Below are 21,011 nucleotides of genomic sequence, written 5' to 3' on the forward strand. Positions count from 1 at the left end.
TCCCCGGCCTTCACGACGTGGATCAGCTGCGGTGGGCCCGGTGCACCGCCAGCACCGCCTCGATCACCGCCCGCCGGTCCTCGATGTCCGGTCCGTCGTGGTCCGGTTTCGTGGGCATCAACCAGGGTTCGGGACTGACGAGCGCGATCCCGTCCCGGTCGTCGACCGTGCAGGAGAACTCGAGACGAGTTCCACCCGCGAGGAACGCGAGCTCGTAGCGGTTGCCCGGCATCGCGGTGATCTGGACCAGTTGCGCCTTGCTCATCGGAAGACCGCTCCCAACACGTGCCTGCGAACCCAGTCGGAGTCGACGGTGTAGGTCACGCCCGGATCCGGGTCCCGGATCAGCACCTTGCCGTCACCCAGGCCTTCGCCGACCACGAAGTGGCTGGTCGGGTGGCCCTTCGCGATCAGCTGGAGAATCGTCGAAGGGGCGTTGGTCGCGACCAGCACCGCATTGTCCTCGGACAGACCGCCACCTCTCCACTGCGGGTCGGCACCGCGGTTGTTCAACGCTCTCGTCAACGAGTCGATGTCGGTCCACTCGCCGAGCTCGTCGAGGAACTCGCTCTCCTTGACGGCGCCGTTCGTCACCATCTCACCGCATGCGGATCCGCACGAACCAGACTTGCTCTGACTCACCGCTCCGCCCGGTGTCACCCCGTGGTCGGGTACCCAGGGCCCGGACTTGCCGCCGGAACCCGCGGGGATCGACAGGGGCCTCAGCTCCGACGCGGCGTCGATGCCCTTCTTGAGCAGCTTCCCGCCGGTCGCCGCCATCCCGGCCAGCGGAACCAGCGCCGCCGCCGACAACCCTGCTTCGAGCCACTTCCCCTCGGCCGCGTACCACAGCGCGTTGATGCCGTCCGCGATCTCACCGAACCCCGGGATCAGTCCCAGCACGTCCAGCGCCGCGTGCCCGACGCCGTTCAGGAACCCGTTCGGGTCGGCCTTGAAGTCCTCCCACGTCTTCTTCAGCTGGGCCTGGAACAGGTCCCCGTCCGGCCGGTTCGGTTCGTTCAGCTCCAGCGAGCTGCCGAGCGCCACGACGTCCTTCATCAGCAGGACCTCGGCGCGCGTGATCGACTGCTCGATCTTCTGGTACGTCATCGCCACGCCGTCGACCGGGTCGACCTGGTCGGCGAACTGGTGTGACGGCGTCTGCGGCGACGACGAGACCGGCGGGTCGAAGCTGTCGCCGTAGAGCGGCTGGCCCAGTGCCGACGGGATCGGCATCGGGTTGTTCATCGCCGCGCGGCGGTTCTCCGCGCGGGCCGCGATCGCGGGGTCCGGCGGCGGTGGCGGCGCGTAGTTGTAGCCGTTGGGCTTGTTCGGGTTGCGGCCGCCGGGTTCGGTGTCGCCGTCACCGGAGCCGTTGACGCACGAGCTCCCGCCGCCGAACGACACCAGCAGGCTGGGGTCGCGGCCGGCGCCGTTGCACGGCGTGTCGCACCCGCCGCCGGAGAACGCCTTGCGGGCCGTGCAGTCGTCACCGCCCTGGCTGCTCGGCGGGTTGATCTTGTCGAACATCCCGGGAGAGGGCTTGCCCTCCGCGTGGTCGTTCTCGTAGCAGTACGGGTAGGGGCGCGGGTAGTCGCAGGTGACGTCGCGCGGCCTCATGCCGTTCGGGTCGACGAAGTTCGTCGGCGCGCCCGCACCGTAGTTGTAGCGGTGCGCGAACGACGACGGGTTCGCCGGCAGCGCGGCCGAGTCGCGGCTGGAGAACGCGCCGCGGGACGGGTCGTACCAGCGGGCCGACATGTTGACCTGGTCGGTCTCCTGGTCGGTCCAGTCGCCCTGGTAGCCCAGCGGGCGCTTGGTGCCGCCCACGACCTTGCCGAACGGGTCGTACGAGGTCGTGTCCGTCAGCGTGCCGGAGGCCGGGTCGAGGGACCCGATCACGTCGGAACGGCCGTTGGCCACCGCGAGCCGCTTGGTGCCGTTCTGCTGCACCGCCAGCAGGTCGGCGCCGGGACCGCGGCTGAACGTCGACGAGCCGTCGGAGGCCAGGTCGTTGCCCGTGCCGGAGTAGGCGAAGGTGGTCGAGTTGCGCTTGACCACCCGGTCGAGCCCGTCGTACGAGTACGTGGCCGCGCCCTGGGACGCCAGGCGGTTGAACGCGTCGAACTTGGACTGCTGCGCGCCCTTCGACACCGTGGTGCCGCGCGGGGAGTGGACGTAGGAGTCGGTTCCGTCGTTCAGCAGGCGGTTGCGTTCGTCGAACGTCGCCGTCTTGCCGGCCGCCGAGGTGCGGTTGCCCGCCGCGTCCCAGCCGTACGCGGTCTCGACCCCGTCGGACTTCCACGAGGTCAGCCGGCCGAGCGCGTCGTAGCCGTACTCCTGCAGCGCGGGGCCCGCGAAGCCGGCCGAGGTGGCCGTCTTGAGCTGGTTCCCGTTGTCGTAGGTGTACGTCTTCGAGGCGCCGCCGACCTTGTCGGCCTTGAGCCGCGCGAGGTCGTCGTACTCGAACTCCCGCTTGCGGCCTCCGCCGTACTCCATCGCCTTGACCTGGCCGACCTCGTTGTACGAGGCGACCTGCAGCGTGCCCGTCAGCGCGTCCTGCACGCTGCTCAGACGGCCGTTGAGGTAGGCGTAGGTCGAGGCACCGGAGGCGTCCGAACGCGTGGTCACGCGGCCGTCGGAGTCGTAGCCGAACGACGACGTGCCGGACGGGCCGTCGGCGGTCAGCAGCTGGCCGCGGTCGTTGTGCGTGAACGTGTTCGTGCCGCCGGGAGCCGACGCGGAGGTCAGCCTGCCGAGCACGTCGTAGGCCATGACCCGCTCGACGGTCGGGGCCTCGGCACCGGACCCGGTCTCGCGCGTCAGCTGCCCGCGCAGGTCGAACGTCCGCTCCCGCGCCACGCCACCGGGGGCGACCGCGCGAACCGGCAGCCCACCGGTGTCGTAGGAGGTCACCCACGTCCGATCGGCCGCGTTCGGGTGCGCGGCGGTCGACGGCTCGACCGTCTTCTCCGGCAACCCCAGCGAGTTGTAGGTGTTGTAGGTCGGGATCTGCTTGCCGTTGGTGTAGCGGGTGAGGTTGCCCGCCGCGTCGTAGCCGAAGCTGGTCGTGACCGACTCCGGCTCCGCCTGCTGCACCACGCGGCTCAGAGCGTCGTAGGTGAACGTCGTCGTCCGGTTCAGCGGGTCACGCGTCGTCTCGACGTTGCCGGCCGCGTCGTAGGTCACCGACGAACGGCGCAGCAGCTGGCCCAGTGGGTTCAGGTCGACGGAGTTCTTGACCCGGCCCGCCGTGTCGTAGTTGGTGCGCGTGGACCGGCCCAGCGCGTCCTTCACCGTGGCGGGGCGGCCCACCATGTCGTAGCCGTAGTGCGTGGGCACGCCGGCCGGGTCGACGACCTTGGTCAGCGCGCCGACCGCGTCGTAGCTGAACGTCGACCTGGAGCCGCCCGCGGACACCTTCTCCAGCAGGTCACCGGAGTCGGCGTACTTGAACCGGCTCGTGAACGTGCCCGGCTGGGGCCTGCGCTCCAGCTGGGTGGCCGTGACCAGGCGACCGAGGTCGTCGTACGTGCGCTCGGCACGCCCGCCGTCCGCGTTCACGCTCGACAGCAGCTCACCGACACGGGTGTAGGTGAACGACGAGGTGCCCTGCGACTCGCCCGGCGTCGTCGGGTGCGGGTGGGCCACCTCGACGACGCGGTTCATCTGGTCGTACCTCATCCGCGTCACGGCACCGCGGGCGTCGGTCACGGCGGCGAGGTTGCCGTCGCCGTCGTAGTCCCTGTGCGTGAGGCGCGGCGTGATCACCGAGGTGGAACCCGGTGGGGTGTAAGGAGGTGCGAACGCGTCGACCAGCCGGCCGAGCTTGTCGAACGTGGCCCGCGACGTCCTGCCCTGCGCGTCGACGGACTCGGTGGGCTGGCCGAAGGTGTTGTACCCGGCCTTGGTCTCCGGACGGGTGCGCACGGCGGCGCTGCCGTCACCGGCCTCGACCGACACCTCTGGTGCCCTGGTGCCGATCACCCGGCCGAGCACGTCGTAGCTGATCTCCGCCGTGGTCGAGGTGCCGCGCGGGTCGTGGATCGAGGTCAGCTGGTTCTGCGCGTTGTAGCCGCGCACGGTGGTCAGCCACTTGCCGTCCACCCACACGCGCTCGGACGTCTGGCGCCCGGCCGCGTCGTAGCCGAACTCGACGGTCTCCACGTCGGTCGACACCAGCTGGGAGCCGGTGTTGGACTCCAGGCCGGAGCGGACGACCTTGGTGACGTTGCCGTTCAGGTCGTACGTGAGCGCGGAGCGCCGCTTGAGGCCGTTCGGGTCCACCGTGGTGGCGGTGATCCGGCCGACCCGGTCGTACTCGGTGGTGGTGACCCGGTTCCCGGTGCCGACGACCTTGGTCAGGTTGCCGGCGTTGTCGTAGCTGAAGTCGGCGAGCACGATGTCGCGCGTGCTGCCGTCCTCGTCGTGGAAGCCCTTCGCGTAGGTCTGCTTCAACGAGCCGTCGGTGTAGTACCGGTAGCCGGTCTTGCGGCCCATCGCGTCGGTCTGCCCGACGAGCTCGCCCGCGAGGTCGTAGTTGTACGCGGCGACGACGAGGTAGTCGTCGGGGGAGACGGGTCTGGTTTCCTCGTCCGGTTCCGCCGGCCGCCACTGGTCGCGCCAGCCGCGCAGCCGCACCTCGGCGACCATGTTGCGCGCGGTGTAGGCGTACTCGTACTTCACGCCGTCCGGGCCGACCGTCCAGGTGCGGTTGCCGGAGCTGTCGTAGCCGAAGGTGGTCTCCAGGCCCTCGGCGTCGACCAGGCGGCGCACCCGGTTGCGGTCGTCGTACTCGGTCGTGGCGGTCCTGGTCGCGTCCCCGCCGGTGAGGTCCTTGGCCTCGACGCGCTCCGGGAAGCCGTCGACGGTGTAGTCGGTCCGCACCTGCAGCTGGTGCGAGACACCGGTGACCGGGTTCTTCACCACCGGCTGCGTGACGCTGTCCACTCTGGACAGCTGGTCGTAGGTGGTCGCGGAGAACACGCCGTTCTGGGTGGTGCGTTCCCTGCGCCCCAGCGCGTCGTAGGTGTAGGTCGTGACGAGACCCGCCGGCGTGGTCACCTCGGCGAGGTCACCGGTCGCGTGGTAGCGGTACCTCGTCACGGCGCCGCGGGCGTCGGTGCTCTCGCGCACCAGCCCGGCCGGTGCGTTGCCGCCGCCCACCGCCGGCTGGTTGCCGTCGGTGTAGAGGTGCCGCACCACGGCACCGTCCGGCGTGGTCTGGGTGTCCAGCTCGCCGAGCGCCGTGTAGGTGTAGCTGGTCTTGTAGGTGTCGTCGGTCGCACTGGCCGAACGGCCGTCCCGCGCCGCGATCACCTTGTCCAGCCGCGGGTCCGTCAGGTTCGACTCGTCGGCGAAGAACTGGAAGTACGACGTCTGGCAGTCCGACAGGCCCGAGCGGCAGGACGTCCGCGAGACGATGTTGCCGCGCTTGTCGTGCTGGAGCGTGACCCGGTTGCCGGTCTCGTCGGTGATCTTGCTCTGGAACCCGGCCTCGTCGTACTCGTAGGTGCGGGCGCCCTGCATCTCGACCGGCACGAACGAACCGGGCCCGCCGCCGATCGGCACCTCGCAGAACGAGCCGCCCGGCTGGCTGACGCACGTCGTGGTCGTCGTGGTGGTCGTCGGCTGGGTCGGCCGGTCCTCCGGCCTGACCTCCATGCCCAGCGGCGCGAGGTAGCGCAGGATGCGGCCGCGCAGCGGGTCGTAGTCGTAGAAGTGGGAGCGGTTGCCGGGGTCGATCACCCGCACCGTGCGGACCATCTTCTCCCGGCTGGGGCCGCTGACGACCGGTTCGCTCAGCGTCCACCTGCCGCCGTTGCCGTCGACCAGCGTGTGCATCCGGTCGCGCTGGACGTCGTAGCTGACCTCCGCCGCCACCTTGCCGCTCGGCAGCGCGACCTTGGTCAGCTGGTCGGCCGGGTCGAGCGCCGCGCGGTGCGCGTTGATCGCGAGCTGCCCCACCGTGTGCTGGTAGACGGCGACCTCGTCGATCTGGCCGGAGAAGTGCCTGCGCACGGTGCTGCCCCAACCGGCCCAGTCGGTCGTGTTGAGCTGCTGCGAGGCACCCACCAGGACGTGCGTCAGGGTGGAGTTGTCGATCGTGCCCGTCCGGTCGCCGACCGGCTGGCCGTCGAGGTACAGCCACTGCCTGTTCACCGTGCTGGTGAGCGCGACGTGGTGCCAGCGGTTGTCGTTGACCGCCGCGGTGGACGTGATCGGGTCGACCGCGCCGTGCCAGAACTGGCCGCGCAGCTTGCCGTCCGTGCCCACGTACAGCACCGGCACGGTGTTCGCGGGCGCGGTGCCGAGCGGGGTGTTCTGGGCGCCGACCAGCGGACCGCCGGCCCCCGTCTTGAACCACAGCTCGACGGTGACCTCGCGGCTCTTCTTGATCAGGCCCTGCGGCAGCGCCACCGCGGACGTGGTGCCGTTGAACGAGGCCGCGCGGTCACCCGCCCCGGCCACGCCCTCGCCCACCGCGGTGCGGGTGACGTCGGTGAGGCGGCCGGTGTCCTTGCCGAGGTTGGTCGCGACCTCGCTGCGGGCGTCGGTGCCGCTGTCCTCGCGGAACCGCCAGAAGCTGTCCGGGTTGCTGTCGATGACGGCGCTGCGGAAGTGCGTGCCCTGCTGGTAGCTGTACGTCGTGCAGTTGCTCAGCGGGTCGCAGACGGTGCTCAGCCGGTCGGTGCCGGTCTCGTAGTTGTAGCGCCACGTCGAGGTCTTGCCGTTCACCGCGTCGGTGGCGACGGTGCTGACGTGGTTGCCCGCCCACGTGAACGTGAGCGTGCGGTTGCTGGTCGTGTTCCTGGCGGTCTTCAGCTTGCCGGACTCGTAGGTCAACGCGACCGCGCGACCCGCGGCGTCCGTGGTCCTGCTCAGCGTGCCGTCCGCGGCGAACAGGTGCGTCGTGTTCGACTTGTCCGTCAGCAGCCAGCCGCCGCCGGTCTGCGGCACGAGCGTCGCCCACCTGCCCGGCGGGGGAGCGAGCCGGCCCCCGGTGGGCCTGCCCTGCGCGTCGAGGTCGGCGCCGAACCTGACCTGCTGGCCGTCGGGGTAGGTGACCACGACGTTGCCGGAACCGTCGTCGTCCGGCGTGATCCGCATGTCGTACCGGCTCGACCAGCCGGCGCCGAACAGGCCGGTGCGCCGCGGGTCGAGGCTGTTGTACGTGCGGTTGACCGTGAGCTCGGGCCCGACGGTCGTCACCGACGCGTCGACCGCGCCGGTGGTGTAGTTGCCGACCTGCGGCGAGAAGTCACCGCCGCTGCCGCTGTACGGCGCGGTGCCCAGGTGCGCGGTGATCTCCGGCTGTGGCACGGCGGTCAGCAGGGTGGCGAACCCGATCTTCGGGCTCTCCTTCTGGCCGTCCCAGGCGAAGATCTGCCACTTGTACTCGGTGCTCCAGCTCAGCCTGCCGTGCGGGACGGTCCAGGTCTGGCTGTTGATGCGGCCCGAGTCGAAGCAGTTCTGCTCGTTCTTGTCGCAGATCTCGAAGCGGTACTGCAGGGTGCCGCCGGTGGGAGGGGCATCGATGTCGATCGCCCTGGCCCAGAACGTCGGCGTGAGCGACGGTGACGAGTACCCGTTGGGCGGCCACTGCTCCTGCAGTGCGGGAGCGATCTCCTCCACCCGCAACGTGAGGCCCGCGGGCGGCACCTGCTCGTCGGTGAACATCGCGCCACCGCGGCGCAGCATCGAGAACTCGTACCGGTACGTGCCCGGTTCGGTCTTGAGGATGTTCGCGTCGAGCGTGACCGACGCGCCGCGGCCGACCGTGCCGGGCAGCGGCGCCGACTCGCTCCAGCCGAGGTAGGTGCCGTTCTCGCTGAACTGCCGGTACGCCAGCGCGAAGTCGTTGGAACCCCAGTCGACCGCGCTGCGGTTGGTGACGGTGATCTTGACCTTGCCGCCGTTGGTGCGGGTGACCGGCGGGTCCGGCACCGGGTTCTCGAACCGGTACCCGGCGTCGAACGGCGAGTGCGTGATCGCGAGCCGCGGCGGGTTGGCCGTGCCGGCGCCGGTGAACTTCTTCCAGCTGCGGCCGTCCGTCTCGGACGCGCGCACGCTGAGACCGAAGTTGGCCTGCTGGCCCGTGACCCAGCGCTGGATCAGCGAACGGCCGTTCTCGCCGAGCGTGACCAGCTCAGTCGCCGTGGGGCACTTGGACACCGTGGTGCGCGGAGCGATCCAGCCGTGCGCGAACTGCGCACTGCCCAGCACCGTGCCGTCGTAGCCGGGGCCGGGGAAGCTGTACCCGGTGCGCGCCGTCCAGTCCTGCGTCACCGCGTGCACCGTGATCGGCAGCGTCGCGGAACAGGACGTGGCGTGGTAGTTGGTGATCGCGAGCTGCGCACCGAGGATGCGGTGGCCCGCCAGGTCGTTCTGCACGTTCGGGAAGTGGAGGTACGACGCCGCCGTGAACGAGCCGCCGTCCACGACGTGACCGGCGCGCAGCTCACCGCCCGGCTGGCTGAACGTCGAGCCGTCCCCGTTGCGCTGCACGAACATCGACGCCGACGCGTCCTTGCGGTGCACCGGCGGGTCGACGACGACCGGGTAGACGCGGGCGGGGTCGCGCAGCCACGCGGAGTCGAGGCCGACCCGCAGCACCTGCCGGCCCTTGTCGCCCAGCAGCTCGTACGTGACGCCGCGCGACTCGGCCGTGATGCCGGAGATCTCGCCCTTCTTCGAGTCGGCCATGAAGCCGTGGGGGATGACGGCGCGCTCGTCGCCGTCCTCGTCCCTGAGGACGACGTCGCCGTCCCTGAGCTCGGCGGTGAGGCCGGTGAGCTTCAGCGGGAAGTCCCACACGTGCGGCGCGTCCTGGTTGTGCAGGACCAGGAACTCCTTGAAGCCGCCCGCTTCCACCTCGAACCGCAGGTCCGCGTTCGGCCGCACACCGGCGTAGGTGACCGAGCTGCCAGAGCTCGTGCCAGGCACCCGTGCCGCGCCGGCCAGCCCGAACTCGACCCGGTGGCCGGCGTCGAGCTGCAGCTCCGCGAGCTTCTGCGCGTCGGCCAACGGCGCGAACCGGCTGCGGACCGAGTCCGCGGCGTTGCGGAAACCGTTGTCCGCCACCACGTTCGTGTCGATCGGCGCCCAGCTGCCGTCCTGCTCGCGGAAGTTCAGCGGGTCCTTGCTGTACTCGGAGGTCAGCGTGCCGTCGGCGTTGCGGAACGTCCTGCTCCGCTCACCGCGCCGCTCGGCCACCTCCGTGCTGGTGGCGGCGTCGAAGCCCTTGACCTGCGCCTTCGCTGCCGCGTCGACCACCTGCGCGGCGTTCGCGGCCTTCGGCTTCGCGTTGAGCTCGACCGGTGGGTACTTCGACTGCAACGTCGCGGCCTCGGCGTTGTTGCGCTCGCCGGTCGCGCCCTCGGCACTCGCCGTGCCGAGCCGTTGATCAGGCCCGTGACCTGGTTCCCGCTCGGTAGCGGACCGGGCGAGCTGCTCGGACAGCACCTGCCCGAGAGCGGGCCCGAAGACGCCGAGGGTGACCGTTAGGACCAGGAAGAGGATGAGAGCGTGCCGTCTTTTGCGCACGCCGAACTGGCGGGCTCTGCCCATGGAACTCGTTCCCCCAAGTGTGAGTTCGTACAAACCCGCCGATGCCCTCCCTTGCACCAGCGGATCTCAGCCTGGGATGCGGACGACCCCGAGACAATGTGACCTGGGACACATTGTCTCGGGGGCGCCGTGGCTTTACGCGCAGTTCAACGCGCCACTGCGAAGGGCGTGCCCACCCGTGTTGTCGTCATCGGCCCACAGCACGACCTTCTTGCCGTTCACGCAGGCAGGAGCGATGGCGAACCCTTCGAGGTTCACGTTGGGCAGCTTGGCCGGCCGGTCGTAGGTCGCCGTGACCTTGAACCACCCATCGCGGATCGCGAGCGTCGTGGACCGCCCGTTGCAATGGTCGTCACACGCCGCCCACAGCCGGTTGCCCTCGAACTCGAGGTCCATCACCTGCGCCAGCCCACTCGCGAACCCGGCCACGAGCCGCGCCCCACCGTCCTGCAACGCGTACAGGAAGACGCCGCCGGTCGCCTCCAGCCCCACCGCGAACAACCCGCTGCCGTGCCCGGGGTAGTCGGCCGGGTCGTACCGCTTCCCGGTGTCGTCCTTGAAGCCCTGCCCGGTCAGGAACGAGTCCGGCACCCACGCGATGCCCTCGGGCCCGTCGTTGGGATCCACCTCCGGCATCCCCGGCAGCTCCCACGCCTTGGCGGCACTGCTCCCACTGCCGACCTTCAACACCGCCGGCGCACTCACATCGCCGTCGTCGTTGTCCCGCTCGACAACGACGAACAACCCGTCCGGCGTGCTCACGACCCCTTCGGCATCCGGATCACCCTGCCCGTCGGGGAACCGGAGCGACACCTTCCGGTCCACCTGCCACTTCCCACTCCCGCCCGGCACGAGCCGGTAGAGCGTCGAGGGCCCGTTCTTCACGGCCCACACGACCCCCGCACTCTCGAACGACACCCCGCTGAGGTTCGTGCCGAACACGTTCGAACCGTCCGCGGTCCTGGTGGCCGAGTCCCCCGGCCACGTGGACGCCGCCGACGCGGGTGTGATCGCCAAGCTGAGCGCGAGAACCGCGAACACGCCAATGGCCTTGATGCGCAACGCAACGCCCCTTCTCCCACGAGGCGCGAACGCACCTCGTTCGGGCTGGCGGCGTGCCCCCAGTGGACCAGACGACCGCCTCTGGCGCTACTTCGCTTTCGCCTTCTCCCTCGCTGCCTTCTTGAAGGCGCGCACCTCCAGCAGCGACTTCCGGTCCGTCACGTCCGCAACGCTGCGCCTGCTGCCCTCGTCGCCGTGGTGCCCAGCCGCCTTGCGCCACCCCTCCGGCGCCACCCCGGCCTGCTTGCCGAGCAACGCCAGGAAGATCTTCGCCTTCTGGTCCCCGAACCCCGGCAACGCCTTGAGCCGCTTGAACACCGCGCCCCCGTCCCCCTCGGACCAAATCCGCGTCACGTCCCCGTCGTACTCCGCCACCACGAACCGCGCGAGCGCCTGCACCCGCGTGGCCATCGAGGCGGGGAAGCGGTGCACCGCCGGCGGCGTCGCCATGACGGCGGCGAACTCCTCCGGGTCGGCCTCGGCGATGCGGTGCACGTCGAGACTGCCCATTCGGTCAGCGATGACCTTGGGGCCGGAGAAGGCCTTCTCCATGGGGATTTGCTGGTCGAGCGTCATGCCGAGGAGGAGAGCGAACATGTCCGACGCGAGGAGTGCGTCCGCGTCGGGGTTCTGCGCGAGGCACAGCGTGCGGGTCATGGCGAGAGCATCGCACGGTGGTATGAGAGGTGCTGGTCTGTGCAAGATCGATCTGCGACCGACGATGTCGGTTTGACTGCCGGTGGTACCCGAGTACCCTTGGGTACCGGAGGTGTGTGATGGCTGCTCAGTCCTCTCCTGTCAAAGTCGATCAAGAGACGCACGCTTTGATCGCGCATGGCGCGACCGCGCTGCACATGTCCCAGAAGGACCTGCTGGCTGCGGCTGTTCGTGAGTATCTGGGTGCGAGGCGGGAAGAGATCAACGCCGCGCTGCGCCGCACGATGGCGACGCTCGACGGCACTCGAAGCAGTCAGGTCACGGCTTTGACCGGCATGTCCAGGGAACGCCTCGATGAACTTGGTGGGGTCCACGAGTCCTGATGACCGTTCGTCCCACCATTCGGTGTCTTCGTGAAGATCTGGGCTTGACCTTGCCGCTCATCGACGAGCCGCTCGATGAGATCGACCACCCGTTGATCAGGAAGGCCAACGAGCAGTTCGCTCAGCCGACAGGCCCGCGTGAGCGGATCCGTTCGATCGACGACGTGGTCGTGTTCAAGGTCAAAGTCCAGCGTTGGCGCGGAGCTGTCGTCGAGGCGGGGGAGCCCGGTTGGATGGTCGCGGCTGGAGTCCGGGAAGCCGGAAGTCGTGACGACTTCTACGAGGCACTCGCGACTGCGGCCGTCGCCGCGCGTTCCAGGTACAACGCCGAGCACAGCCCGCCTTTGAAGTCGTCGACGTTCTGTGGTCAGTGGCTCGCGAACGAAGACGACCACGATCGGTACCAAGCCGAAGCGGCCGTTCGAATGCTGCGAGCCATGGATGAAACGGTGCGGCGCCTGGTGTGCGCATCGTTGCTGGACGGGCGCGAGCACGTCGGTGAGGTCGCCGGCGCGGAGCTCGGCGTGCTCGTTCGAGGTGTGGAGGACAGGGGCACCTACGTGGCCGTGTGGATCACCGGTTCGGTGCCGGACAACTTCGTGGCCATCGCCCTGGACATGGTTCCCGGCTGCGACAGGGACGGCTGGTACCCGGAGTTCGCGATGCCGGATCGGTCACTGCGTCCTGGTGAGCAGATCTACTCGAACATGATGGACCCCCAAGCCGCCGCTCAGCTGCTCGAAGAGAGCAGCTAGCCGTAATGCCCTGAGGCATTGTCGACGCGGCTGATGGGTGGGTGTCCGCCGAGCGCGGTGTGGCTTGAGGCGCTGCACCGAGTACCGGCAGGCCGGTCTGCCGATGCGAGAGGTGTGGGCGCGGTCGTGCTGGCGCGCGGCTCTGGCGCTCTACCGGTCGCAGAACCGCGTCGCCGACGTGGAGAAGGCGTTGCGGGAGCTGGACCTGCTCGCCGACCGGTAGGCCCGTCAGGCGCCGGCGACCCGGACCTCGGACACCACCTGGCGCACCAGCACGCGCAGCGCCTCGCGGTCGACCGTGGCCGGGTCGTCGGCCAGCCACTCGCCGATCTCGCGCACGAACTGCTCCGGCGTCATCGGCGGCACCTCGAAGTCGAGGTCGTCGTCGCAGGTGACCTCGCCCGCGCGGCTCGGGTAGATGATCAGCGCGCCGCGGACCTCCAGCGACGGCAACAGTTCCTGGAACCGCTCGACGCCTTCGAGCAGCTGGGTGCCACCGCCGCGGAACGGGTGGCCGTTGCGCCACAGCTCGCCGTCCTCGTCGCAGTAGTAGTGGCCGGGCAGCCACGACTTCGACTCGATCAGCACGAGCCGGCGCCCGCACAGCAGCGCGTGGTCGACGTCGGCGAACACCGAGCCGGGCCACGCGAGGCCGTGGAAGACGCGCACCCCCGGCAGCTGGGTGAGGTACTCGGTCAGCAGTCCGGCCGTCAGCCGTTCGCGTCTGTTTTCACCCGGACGGCCGAAGATGGTGTTCCCGTCGTACTCCCCGGCGAACGCCCGTTCGGCCCGCGCGACCGCGACGTACCGGCGGACCAGCCGGAACGCCCCGTAACCGGCGGCGGCCACGAGGGGCAGCCAGACGGCCAGCAGCAGCGGCGACAACGGCAGCGCCAACGGGATGAGCAGGACGAACCACCCGCCGATCGCGGCCGCCGCGGGGGCGTGGCCGAGGCCGGTGGCGGGGACGTAGCGGACCCGTTGACCGAGGTCGATCCGGTTCCACCAGCCCATCGAACCGAGGTCGACGCGCGGCTTGGGCGCCAGGTAGCTCGGGTCGTCGCCGAAGTCGCGCAACCGCCCGGTCCGGCCCGTTCGCCGAGGTCGCGGGCGTGCGGGCGGGCGCACCACGGACGGTGTGGGCGCTGCGGGACGGTCGTAGTCCGCTCGGCGGACCGGGTCCTTCAGCGTCTCGTAGGCCTCCTGGAGCAGCCGGAAGCCGCCCGAGGTACCACCCGCGTCGGGGTGCATGACCTTGGCGAGCGACCGGTAGGCCGACTTGATCTCCGAGGCGCTGGCGCCCCGGCTGACACCGAGCAACTCGTAGTAGTCGATCCCTGGCACGACACCGTCCAGTCCGAGGTTGTTGCACGAACCTTATGGGTCCAACACTTTCGCAGGGCATACGGCCCGCTGTTCACGGACTAGTGTTGTCGTACGCGGTGCGAAGGGGCCTGTAGCGCAGTGGTCGACGCGCCCTCCCACAGGGGAGGGAGAACGCCGGTTCGAATCCGGCCGGTCCCGCTCAGCCGAGGCGTCGTGTCCTCTGTGGACCTCTCATCGACCGTGTGCGACCTGACGTTTCGAGTTGCCGACCCGGCCGACCTGTCGCAGTCTTCCGCGCATGGCGACCTGTGACGTCTGCGGCAACGAGTACTGGATGGCCTTCGAGGTCCGCACGGTGGGCGGTGGTGTGCACACGTTCGACAGCTTCGAGTGCGCGATCCAGCGCCTCGCCCCGCGCTGCGAGCACTGCGACTGCCGGGTGATCGGGCACGGCGTGGAGGTGGAGGGCCGGTTCTTCTGCTGCGCCCACTGCGCGCGGTCGGCGTCCTCCGACCTCGGGGCGCAGATCCGCGACACCGTCGGCGCGCACCCCGGCTGACCCGGCGTCGAACGGACGGCGTTCTCCGCCCGCAACGGACCGGGCACACGACATCGCACCGTGACGCCCAAGGCCGGGTCACGGTGCGAGTGCGGCTGTAGGAACCCTTACCAGGCAAGCGATGCCAGGCGGCGGGGCTCCAGGAACGCGGCCAGCAGGTACGCGGCACCACCGAGCACCGCCAGCACCCCGAAGAACCCGGCGCCGGGCACGAACAGCGCCGCCGCGGCGACCAGGGCGAGCCACGTGCCGAGGTTGTGGTGCAGGGCGTTGCCGCGGACGGCGCCCTCGGCGAGGTAGATCAGGCCGACCACGATGGTCGAGCCCGCGGGCCAGAGCACGGCCTGCAGCTCCGGGCGGTCGAACACGGTGGTCAGGCCGGTGATCGCGAGGGCGAGCGCGGTGAACCCGATGACCCAGGCCGCGCCGACGAGTTTCTCCGCTCGTCGGCGGGCGGGGGCGGCGGCGCGCTGAGCCCGCAGCGCCGCGGTCGTGGCGAGCACCGTGGCGACGAGCATGCCGGCGGCGAGGAACGCGACCGGCAGCCACGACGGCAGCACCACGACCGGGTCGACGCCCCTGGACAGGGCCGCGCTGCCGTGGCCGAGGACGTAGGCGGTGGCGAAGCCCAGGTAGGCGGGGCGGTTGTCGATCTCGGTGGCGGGGACGACGGCGGTGGAGCGGATCGTGGTGGCGTTCACGGCAGGACCTCCTGGAAGTCAGACGAGCGAGGTGATGAGGCGTGGTGCGAGGACGGCGAACCGGGGTGAGCGCCGGGTCGTGGCGCGCTGGTCGGCGAGGCCGTGCAGCCCCAGCCACAGCACCAGGGCGTCGGCCGCGGGTTCGGTGCGGCGGGGGTCGGCGAGCACTCGGGTGAACAGGCGCAGCGCCGGTCCGGAGAGGTCCGCCGCACCGAACATCACGCGGTAGCGGTGCGGGTGCGCGACGGCGAAGTCGAGGTAGGCGAGGCCGGCCGAGCAGGCGTCGGCCGCGCCGAGCACCGCGGTTTCGAGCTCGCGGAACGACTCGTGGCACACGGCCAGCAGGATCGCCGGCGGATCGGGGAAGTGCGGGTAGATCGACGAGGTGGGCAGGCCCGCCTCGCGGGACACGGCGCGCAGCGTCACCGCGTGCCTCCGGTCGACCAGGGCGGTCGCCGCCGCCACGATGGTCTCGCGGCAGCCGGGCCTGGTCACGGCTGCGGGACGATGACGACCTTGCCGAGGACGGTGCGCGACTCGGCGAGCGCCAGCGCGGCGGCCGCGTCGGTCAACGGGACGCGCGCGGCGATCTGCGGCGTGAGCGCACCGCTGCCGACCAGGCGCAGCACCTGCGTGAGGTCCTCGCTCAAGCGGGCGCGGAACGCCGCGGTGCGGAACCGCTTGCCCGCCCAGAAGTTGTAGAAGCCCGCGCGCTTGCCGTTGGGCAGCGCGTTCCACACCAGCAGCCGCGCGAACAGCTTGAGCACCGGCACCATGCCGCTGCCCGGCTCGTCCTTCGTCGCCGCAGAACCGTAGTTGACCAGCGCGCCACCGCGGCGCAGCAGCTTCCAGGACTCCGCCAGGCCCGCGCCGCCGACGTGGTCGAACACCGCGTCGACACCGCCGGGGGCGAGCGCGCGGATGCGGTCGTACACCTCCGGGTCGCGGTAGTCGACCACCTCGGCGGCACCGAGCTCGCGCACCGCGTCGTGGTGGCGGGCAGAGGCCGTGCCGATCACCCTGATGCCGGCGTGCTTCGCCAGCTGCACCAGCGTCGAGCCGACGCCGCCGTTCGCACCGAGCACGACGATCGTGCCGCCGCGCTCCACCCTGGCGGTGCGGTACAGCATCTGCCACGCCGTGACGCCGTTGACCAGCACGGTCTCGGCGGCGGCGGAGTCGATGCCGTCCGGCACCGGCACGAGGTCGGCCGCGGCCACGGTCAGGTGGCTGGCCCAGCCGCCGACCTTGGTGACGGCGGCGTACCGGCGGCCCTTCATCAGCGGGTCCACACCGGGCCCGGTCGCGACCACCGTGCCGACGACGTCGTAGCCGGGCACGAACGGGAACGCGGGCTGGTCGTAGTACTTGCCCAGGCGCATCTGCTGCTCGGCGAACGAGACGCCGGTCGCCTCCATGCGCACGACCGCCTGGCCCGCACCCGGTGCCGGCAGGTCGCGGACCCGCACGTGCAGGCCGTCGGGCTCGACCACGCCGGGCAGGACGACCTCGGTGGCGCGGGTGGTGGCGGTGGTGGCGTTCATGTCGGTGTCTCCTCGGGTCGTTGTACTTACGGTCATAAGCTAACGGCCGTAAGTAAACGAGCGCAAGGCCTAACACCCATAAACTTTCACGTGTATGGTTACGATCGTGACGAACACCGGGTCGGCAACCCCCGCACGCAGGCGAAACCGTCGTGGCGAAGGGGGGAAGCTGCGCGAGGAGATCATCGCGGCGGCCGTCGAGATCCTCGACGAGGGCGGCGACGAACGCGCGGTCACGCTGCGGTCGGTCGCGCGCAAGGCGGGGATCGCGGCACCGTCGATCTACCCGCACTTCGCCGACCAGCCGTCGATCATGCTGGCCGTGGTCAGGCAGGAGATGGACCGGCTCGCCGTCGCCCTGCGCGAGGCGGACGAGCAGGCGGGCCCGGACCCGCGCGCGCGGCTGTTCGCCGTCTGCAACGCCTACCTGGACCTGTCCCGGGAGCACCCGCAGCGCTACCGGATCATGTTCGGCGGCCTGTGGACGCCGTCGGTCGACGACGCGTCGATCACCGACGACGACCTGGAGTCACTGGGCGCGGAGGCGCTCGCGGTGCTCGCCGACGTGCTCGGCGCGTGCGTGGAGGCCGGGATCGCGCACGGCAGCGACGACCTCTACGGCGACGCGGTGGCGTTGTGGCTCGGGCTCCACGGCCTTGCGCACCAACGTGCCGTGGTGCGCAAGATGCCGGGACCGGAGGACGTGGCGGAGCGCCTGATCACGGCGCTCGCGCATCTCAGGTAGGCACGTCTCAGGTGGGCGCGTCTCAGGGAGCTTCGAAGAGCGTCGACACCGACTCGCCGACGTTGATCCGGCGCATGGCCTCCGCCAGCGCCGGAGCGATCGACAGCACCTGCAGCTTCGGCACCTTCTTGTCGTCGGGGATCGGCACCGTGTTGGTGGCGACGATCTCCAGCACGTCGTCGAAGGCTTGGAGCCGTTCCAACGCGCCTGACGAGAACAGGCCGTGCGTGCAGGCGACCCTGATCGTCCCGACGCCGCGCTCGCGCAGCTTGTCCAGCAGCTCGATCACGGTCGAGCCCTTGGCGATCTCGTCGTCCAGCACGATCACGTCGCGGCCGGCCACGTCGCCGATGACCGTGGAGATCTGCACCTCGTCGTCGGCGAAGCGCTGCTTGGCACCGGCGGCCACGGGCACGCCGAGGATGCGGGCGAAGTGCGCCGCTTCCTTGGCGTTGCCCAGGTCCGGCGAGACGACGACGGTGTTGGTCAGGTCGTTGCGGGTGAAGTGCACCGCCAGCTCCCGCAACGCGTGCAGGTGGTCGACGGGCACCGAGAAGAAGCCGTGCACCTGCGGCGAGTGCAACGTCATCGCGAGCACCCGCGAGGCACCGGCGGCGACCATCAGGTCGGCGACCAGGCGGCCGCCGATCGAGATCCGCGGCGCGTCCTTCTTGTCCGACCGCGCATACGCGTAGTGCGGCAGCACCACGGTCGTGCGCGCGGCGGAGGCACCGCGGGCGGCGTCCAGCATCAGCAGCAGCTCCACCAGGTGTTCCTGCACCGGCGGCACGAGCGGCTGGATCAGGAACACGTCCCGTTCCCGGCAGTTCGCCTGCAGTTGCACCTCCAGGCAGTCGTTGGCGAAGCGGGTGACGCGGCTGGGGGAGAGGTCGACGCCGAGGTGACGGCAGATCTCGGCGGCGAGTTCGGGATGAGCGGTACCGGTGAAGACAGCGATGTCGCGCACGTGCGCAAACCCTAGTCGACCACCAGCACCAGCTTGCCGTTCTGGAAGAACGGCGTGAGGTTGCCCCGTGTGTCGACCGTGTGGGTTCCGCGCGGCAGCACGGCTTCTATGGCCGTGAACGCGAGGATGTCCGACACGCCGTGACGGCCGCGCAGCGAGCGCTGGCCCTGAAAACGCAGAGCGCGCCCCTCACGCCGGTATTGGTGCGCCTCGGCGGCAGCCGACGCGCCCGCGCGTAATGCCTCCGGGCCCACCAGCCGTCCGGACGACGCACTGCGCACGGCAACGCCGAAGCCCTGCTGGACCAGCGTGTCCACCTCGATGTCGGATGGGGGCTGCGGTACGAGGAAGGACATCGCGTGGTGGCCCTCGACCTCGTGGACGACGACCGTGCGCGCGGTCGTCAGCAACGTGTCGTGCAGCTCCAGCGCGATCTTCTCTGCTTCCCAGCGGTTTTCGTAACCGGCGTCGATGCCGACGAAGGTGCTGGTCACCTGACCTCCACGAAGATCGGGTTGGTGTGGCACCACAGGTCCTCCCACGGGTTCGCGGCTCCCGGAGTGTCCGCCTGCGGTTCGAACGCGCCGCGGTTGCCGTCGGTTCCGCGCAGTCTGAGGTGGAAAGGCTTCCGGACGTTGCGGAACGTGTGCGTGAAGACCGCATGGTGCCAGCGCGGCTCGAAGGATCGCTCGACGTTCACATGTGGCGTGGACAACGTTTCAGAAGTCGTTCGGCCGGTAACCGCGCCCTGGACGAGGTCAAGCCTACGCATCCCGGCCACGCGGCCGGCACTGTTCGGCGAGGTTGCCAGACGCACCGTGACCAACACCCTCCACGCGACCGGCCGGGGTCCGTGGAGGCTAGACCGTTCGGATGAGGCGGAGGTGGCCGCCGGGTGGACCGCCGGCGAACGTCAGATCGGCAGCAGGTCGATCCAGTCCAGGAACGGCAACGCGCCCGTGGCCTGCAACGCGGCCAGTCCCAGCCACAGCGACAGGCCTGTCACGATCGGCCCGACGACCGCCATCTCGACCACGCCGCCGGTCTTCATCCGCATGATCTTCGGCGGCGCCACCGGGTACCAGGTCTTGCCCATGATCGGCACCGGCCACAGGATCGGGCAGCCCTGCTCGGTGATCGCGTCCCCGACGTAGTGCGCGAAGCACCCGACGCCGACCGCGATGCCGGCCGCCGCCGCGGACGCGTTCGTCTGCGCCGTCCACGCGATCATCGCCCACGTGATCCCCGCGGACACCGCCGTGATCAGCAACGCGTCCTGCTTGGGGCACCAGTCGTTCATGATGCCGCGCACCGCGAGACCGGCGAACACGAACATGAGCACCGGCAGCGCCCACTTCTGGCTGTTCTGCACGACAGCGGTGGTGAACACGGCCGCGAACAACGCGAAGACGAGCGTGTGGGTCAGGCCGCGGTGGCCGCCGTCGCGCTTGGAGTCCTTCTTCGTCCTCGTGGTCCGGTAGACGAAGCCGCTCAGCATGTTGATGCCGGCGGACAGGCCGCCGCTCAGCGCGCCGAACGTGCGCGAGATGGTCGAGCCGGGGTGGTCGAGGTCGGGCAGCAACGCCGCACCGGTCGCCAGCACGGCCCCCACCGCCCAGCTCTGCGGGGACAGCTGGCCGATCGGGTGAGCGGAAGCGAACGCGGTGACGGCGGACCAGGCAAGCAGGCCGCTCATCGCGTGTGTTGGCCCAGTGGACACCGACGCCCCTCCTGAAGATCACCCGACAGTGTGAACAGTAGTCGCAGGTATCACGCGGTCGGTCGTGAACTCCATATCTGCGGACAACTGATCACTCGATGAAGGACGTGTGGACATGACGCAGGTTTGGCTCATCACCGGCAGCTCCCGCGGTCTCGGCCGCAAGACCGCGGAGGCCGTGCTCGCCGCCGGGCACCGGCTCGTCGCCACCGCGCGCAACCCCCGCGATCTCGACGACCTCGTCTCCCGGCACGGTGACCGGGTCCGGGCTGTCGCGCTCGACGTGCGCGACGCCGATCAGGCCAGACGGGCGGTGGAGACCGCGGTGGCGGAGTTCGGCCGGCTCGACGTGGTGCTGAACAACGCCGGCTCCGGGCACGTGACCTCGATCGAGCAGTGCTCGGACGCCGACTTCCGCGAACAGCTGGAGGTCAACCTCTTCGGCGTCGTCAACGTCACCCGCGCCGCACTGCCGGTGCTGCGGCGGCAGCGGTCCGGCCACTTCCTGATGACCGGCTCGACGGCGGGGCACGTGGCGTTCGGCGGCGGGCTCGGCCCGTACGTGACGGCCAAGTTCGCGCTGCGCGGCTTCTCCGAGTCGCTGGCGGCGGAGACCGCGCCGTTCGGCGTGAAGGTCACCCTGCTGGAGCTCGGCGGCTTCCAGACCGACTGGACGGGTCCGTCCCTGGTGGTGACCGAGCCGTCGGAGGACTACGTTCCGTCTGTCGGGGTACTGCTGGGCATGGTTCGCGGCGCGGACGGCAACATGCCGGGTGACCCGGCCGAGGCGGCGAGGGTCATGCTCGACGTGGTGGCCATGGACGAGCCGCCGCTGCGTCTGCTGCTGGGCAGTGACGCGGTGGAACTGGTCCGCCTGGCGGACCAGGCACGAACTGCGGAAATCGACAAGTGGGAGCACGTGAGCCGCTCGACCGACCGCAACCCCGAACCGGTGTAACCAGGGTCGCAGGCGCGTCGGAGCGGTTTACCAGTACGCTTGTCTTGCTTGCATCGTCGCGAGA

18 protein-coding genes and 1 tRNA gene are annotated in these 21,011 nt (G+C 70.2%); 7 read left to right on the forward strand and 12 right to left on the reverse strand.

Features of this window, described 5'->3' with window-relative positions; genetic code table 11:
- Positions 1-22: 22 nt before the first annotated feature.
- The 4 genes from AB0A63_RS25885 to AB0A63_RS25900 all read right to left on the reverse strand — a co-directional run bounded on the left by AB0A63_RS25885 (position 23) and on the right by AB0A63_RS25900 (position 11,289).
- Entirely contained in the window at positions 23-265 is a 243-nt protein-coding gene (locus AB0A63_RS25885) for a hypothetical protein (protein WP_360395919.1), read from the reverse strand.
- Positions 262-9,570 carry a LamG-like jellyroll fold domain-containing protein gene (locus AB0A63_RS25890; RefSeq protein WP_360395921.1) on the reverse strand — a complete coding sequence of 3,103 codons (9,309 nt, stop codon included), beginning with the start codon at positions 9,568-9,570 and terminating at the stop codon, positions 262-264. Before AB0A63_RS25890 ends, AB0A63_RS25885 begins: the two co-directional genes overlap by 4 nt.
- Positions 9,571-9,705: 135 nt before the next feature.
- Positions 9,706-10,611, reverse strand: a complete 906-nt coding sequence (locus AB0A63_RS25895) for a hypothetical protein (protein ID WP_360395923.1) — start codon at positions 10,609-10,611, stop codon at positions 9,706-9,708.
- 108 nt (positions 10,612-10,719) lie between these two features.
- A complete protein-coding gene (locus AB0A63_RS25900) occupies positions 10,720-11,289 on the reverse strand; it encodes an HhH-GPD-type base excision DNA repair protein (RefSeq protein WP_360395924.1) in 570 nt (189 codons plus the stop codon).
- Between the two features lie 119 nt (positions 11,290-11,408).
- Between AB0A63_RS25900 and AB0A63_RS25905 the strand changes: the two genes are divergently transcribed.
- The 3 genes from AB0A63_RS25905 to AB0A63_RS25915 all read left to right on the forward strand — a co-directional run bounded on the left by AB0A63_RS25905 (position 11,409) and on the right by AB0A63_RS25915 (position 12,650).
- Positions 11,409-11,672: a hypothetical protein gene (locus tag AB0A63_RS25905; protein WP_360395926.1), complete on the forward strand. Its 264-nt coding sequence runs from the start codon at positions 11,409-11,411 to the stop codon at positions 11,670-11,672.
- Positions 11,672-12,427, forward strand: a complete 756-nt coding sequence (locus AB0A63_RS25910; protein ID WP_360395928.1) for a hypothetical protein — start codon at positions 11,672-11,674, stop codon at positions 12,425-12,427. The genes AB0A63_RS25905 and AB0A63_RS25910 overlap by 1 nt, the downstream gene beginning before the upstream one ends.
- Before the next feature lie 64 nt (positions 12,428-12,491).
- Complete coding sequence (locus AB0A63_RS25915) at positions 12,492-12,650, forward strand: hypothetical protein (RefSeq protein WP_360395929.1); 159 nt, start codon at positions 12,492-12,494, stop codon at positions 12,648-12,650.
- Positions 12,651-12,655: 5 nt separating this feature from the next.
- Here AB0A63_RS25915 and AB0A63_RS25920 read toward each other — a convergent pair whose 3' ends face one another.
- A complete protein-coding gene (locus tag AB0A63_RS25920) occupies positions 12,656-13,771 on the reverse strand; it encodes a DnaJ domain-containing protein (protein WP_360395931.1) in 1,116 nt (371 codons plus the stop codon).
- 105 nt (positions 13,772-13,876) lie between these two features.
- On the opposite strand from AB0A63_RS25920, the gene AB0A63_RS25925 reads away from it, so the two are divergent.
- Both AB0A63_RS25925 and AB0A63_RS25930 read left to right on the forward strand, forming a co-directional pair.
- Positions 13,877-13,951 (forward strand) — tRNA-OTHER (locus tag AB0A63_RS25925).
- A gap of 100 nt (positions 13,952-14,051) precedes the next feature.
- Complete coding sequence (locus AB0A63_RS25930; protein WP_065916091.1) at positions 14,052-14,312, forward strand: Prokaryotic metallothionein; 261 nt, start codon at positions 14,052-14,054, stop codon at positions 14,310-14,312.
- A 107-nt stretch (positions 14,313-14,419) separates the two neighbouring features.
- On the opposite strand, the gene AB0A63_RS25935 is transcribed toward AB0A63_RS25930, so the two are convergent.
- The 3 genes from AB0A63_RS25935 to AB0A63_RS25945 are packed head-to-tail and all read right to left on the reverse strand — an operon-like array spanning position 14,420 to position 16,557.
- Positions 14,420-15,013 carry an ABC transporter permease gene (locus tag AB0A63_RS25935; protein ID WP_360395933.1) on the reverse strand — a complete coding sequence of 198 codons (594 nt, stop codon included), beginning with the start codon at positions 15,011-15,013 and terminating at the stop codon, positions 14,420-14,422.
- Positions 15,014-15,031: 18 nt separating this feature from the next.
- Positions 15,032-15,508: a WHG domain-containing protein gene (locus AB0A63_RS25940; protein ID WP_360395935.1), complete on the reverse strand. Its 477-nt coding sequence runs from the start codon at positions 15,506-15,508 to the stop codon at positions 15,032-15,034.
- Entirely contained in the window at positions 15,505-16,557 is a 1,053-nt protein-coding gene (locus AB0A63_RS25945) for a medium chain dehydrogenase/reductase family protein (protein WP_360395937.1), read from the reverse strand. The genes AB0A63_RS25940 and AB0A63_RS25945 overlap by 4 nt, the downstream gene beginning before the upstream one ends.
- A 106-nt stretch (positions 16,558-16,663) precedes the next feature.
- Between AB0A63_RS25945 and AB0A63_RS25950 the strand changes: the two genes are divergently transcribed.
- A complete protein-coding gene (locus AB0A63_RS25950; protein WP_360395939.1) occupies positions 16,664-17,302 on the forward strand; it encodes a TetR/AcrR family transcriptional regulator in 639 nt (212 codons plus the stop codon).
- A 22-nt stretch (positions 17,303-17,324) separates the two neighbouring features.
- Here AB0A63_RS25950 and AB0A63_RS25955 read toward each other — a convergent pair whose 3' ends face one another.
- The 4 genes from AB0A63_RS25955 to AB0A63_RS25970 all read right to left on the reverse strand — a co-directional run bounded on the left by AB0A63_RS25955 (position 17,325) and on the right by AB0A63_RS25970 (position 19,989).
- Entirely contained in the window at positions 17,325-18,269 is a 945-nt protein-coding gene (locus tag AB0A63_RS25955; RefSeq protein ID WP_360395940.1) for a ribose-phosphate pyrophosphokinase, read from the reverse strand.
- Positions 18,270-18,280: 11 nt separating this feature from the next.
- Positions 18,281-18,763 (reverse strand): hypothetical protein, encoded by a 483-nt coding sequence (locus AB0A63_RS25960; RefSeq protein WP_360395942.1) that lies wholly within the window; start codon positions 18,761-18,763, stop codon positions 18,281-18,283.
- Entirely contained in the window at positions 18,760-19,086 is a 327-nt protein-coding gene (locus tag AB0A63_RS25965; protein ID WP_360395943.1) for a hypothetical protein, read from the reverse strand. Before AB0A63_RS25965 ends, AB0A63_RS25960 begins: the two co-directional genes overlap by 4 nt.
- Before the next feature lie 96 nt (positions 19,087-19,182).
- Positions 19,183-19,989 (reverse strand): metal-dependent hydrolase, encoded by an 807-nt coding sequence (locus AB0A63_RS25970; RefSeq protein WP_360395945.1) that lies wholly within the window; start codon positions 19,987-19,989, stop codon positions 19,183-19,185.
- A 115-nt stretch (positions 19,990-20,104) separates the two neighbouring features.
- On the opposite strand from AB0A63_RS25970, the gene AB0A63_RS25975 reads away from it, so the two are divergent.
- Positions 20,105-20,947, forward strand: a complete 843-nt coding sequence (locus tag AB0A63_RS25975; RefSeq protein ID WP_360395946.1) for an SDR family NAD(P)-dependent oxidoreductase — start codon at positions 20,105-20,107, stop codon at positions 20,945-20,947.
- The last annotated feature ends 64 nt before the right edge of the window (positions 20,948-21,011 follow it).

Source organism: Lentzea sp. NPDC042327 (genome assembly GCF_040647275.1).
GTDB lineage: Bacteria > Actinomycetota > Actinomycetes > Mycobacteriales > Pseudonocardiaceae > Lentzea.

Excerpts from the sequence above, each read along its gene's own strand:
- AB0A63_RS25930 (WP_065916091.1), top strand. The coding sequence starts at position 14,052 with ATGGCGACCTGTGACGTCTGCGGCAACGAGTACTGGATGGCCTTCGAG.
- AB0A63_RS25910 (WP_360395928.1), top strand. The coding sequence starts at position 11,672 with ATGACCGTTCGTCCCACCATTCGGTGTCTTCGTGAAGATCTGGGCTTG.
- AB0A63_RS25900 (WP_360395924.1), bottom strand. The coding sequence starts at position 11,289 with ATGACCCGCACGCTGTGCCTCGCGCAGAACCCCGACGCGGACGCACTC.
- AB0A63_RS25905 (WP_360395926.1), top strand. The coding sequence starts at position 11,409 with ATGGCTGCTCAGTCCTCTCCTGTCAAAGTCGATCAAGAGACGCACGCT.
- AB0A63_RS25945 (WP_360395937.1), bottom strand. The coding sequence starts at position 16,557 with ATGAACGCCACCACCGCCACCACCCGCGCCACCGAGGTCGTCCTGCCC.
- AB0A63_RS25975 (WP_360395946.1), top strand. The coding sequence starts at position 20,105 with ATGACGCAGGTTTGGCTCATCACCGGCAGCTCCCGCGGTCTCGGCCGC.
- AB0A63_RS25885 (WP_360395919.1), bottom strand. The coding sequence starts at position 265 with ATGAGCAAGGCGCAACTGGTCCAGATCACCGCGATGCCGGGCAACCGC.
- AB0A63_RS25890 (WP_360395921.1), bottom strand. The coding sequence starts at position 9,570 with ATGGGCAGAGCCCGCCAGTTCGGCGTGCGCAAAAGACGGCACGCTCTC.